This window comes from Paraburkholderia sediminicola (assembly GCF_046026855.1).
In the GTDB taxonomy this organism is placed as follows: domain Bacteria; phylum Pseudomonadota; class Gammaproteobacteria; order Burkholderiales; family Burkholderiaceae; genus Paraburkholderia; species Paraburkholderia sediminicola_A.
The window spans coordinates 1-618 of record NZ_JAQQET010000105.1; the positions used below are offsets into that span (position 1 = coordinate 1).

Genomic DNA, 618 nt, shown 5'->3' on the forward strand with positions numbered 1-618 from the left:
CGCGAGAAACTTCAGGCGAATCTGCATTGCCCGCTCAAGGTGCCCATAGACGAGCCGGCGCGCCTGCTCGCCGTCGCCGGCCTGAATGGCCGCGCAAATCTCAAGGTGTTCGAGCACCGCCTCTTTCGTCCGCTCGGCGCTATAGCGTTCGACGCGCCGCAGCGCGAGCCCGCTTTGATCACGCAAGTTCCGATAGCTCTGCCGCAAGCGTTGATTGTCGGCGCATTCGAACATGGCATCGTGGAACATCCAGCCGACGTTTTGTGCTTCGTCGACGTCGAGTGCTTTGCCGCCCGTCACGCCCGCTGCAAGCGCTTGCAACCGCTGGGCTATGTCATCGAGCGAAGCGCATGAGCCATGACGGGCCGCGAGGAACGCGGCCATTCCCTCCAGCGCGATCCGCATTTCATGAATTTCGCGCAGATCGCTTACCGACATCTCTCGCACGAACGTGCCGCGCATCGGCACGATTTCAAGCAAACCGTCGCGCGCGAGCCATTTGACCGCCTCACGAATCGGCGTGCGGCCAACCTGGAGCCGCTCCGCGAGACTGCGTTCGGAAAGCGCTTCGCCGGGGCGAAGCGAGCCATCGACGATCAATGCGCGCAGGCGGACATA

Annotated in this window: 1 protein-coding gene; it reads right to left on the reverse strand. The window is 63.1% G+C overall.

Annotated elements, in window-relative coordinates; all coding sequences use genetic code 11:
- Positions 1 to 618, reverse strand: a 618-nt coding sequence (locus tag PQR40_RS39005) for a GntR family transcriptional regulator (RefSeq protein ID WP_408511286.1), incomplete at both ends; no start/stop codon positions are given.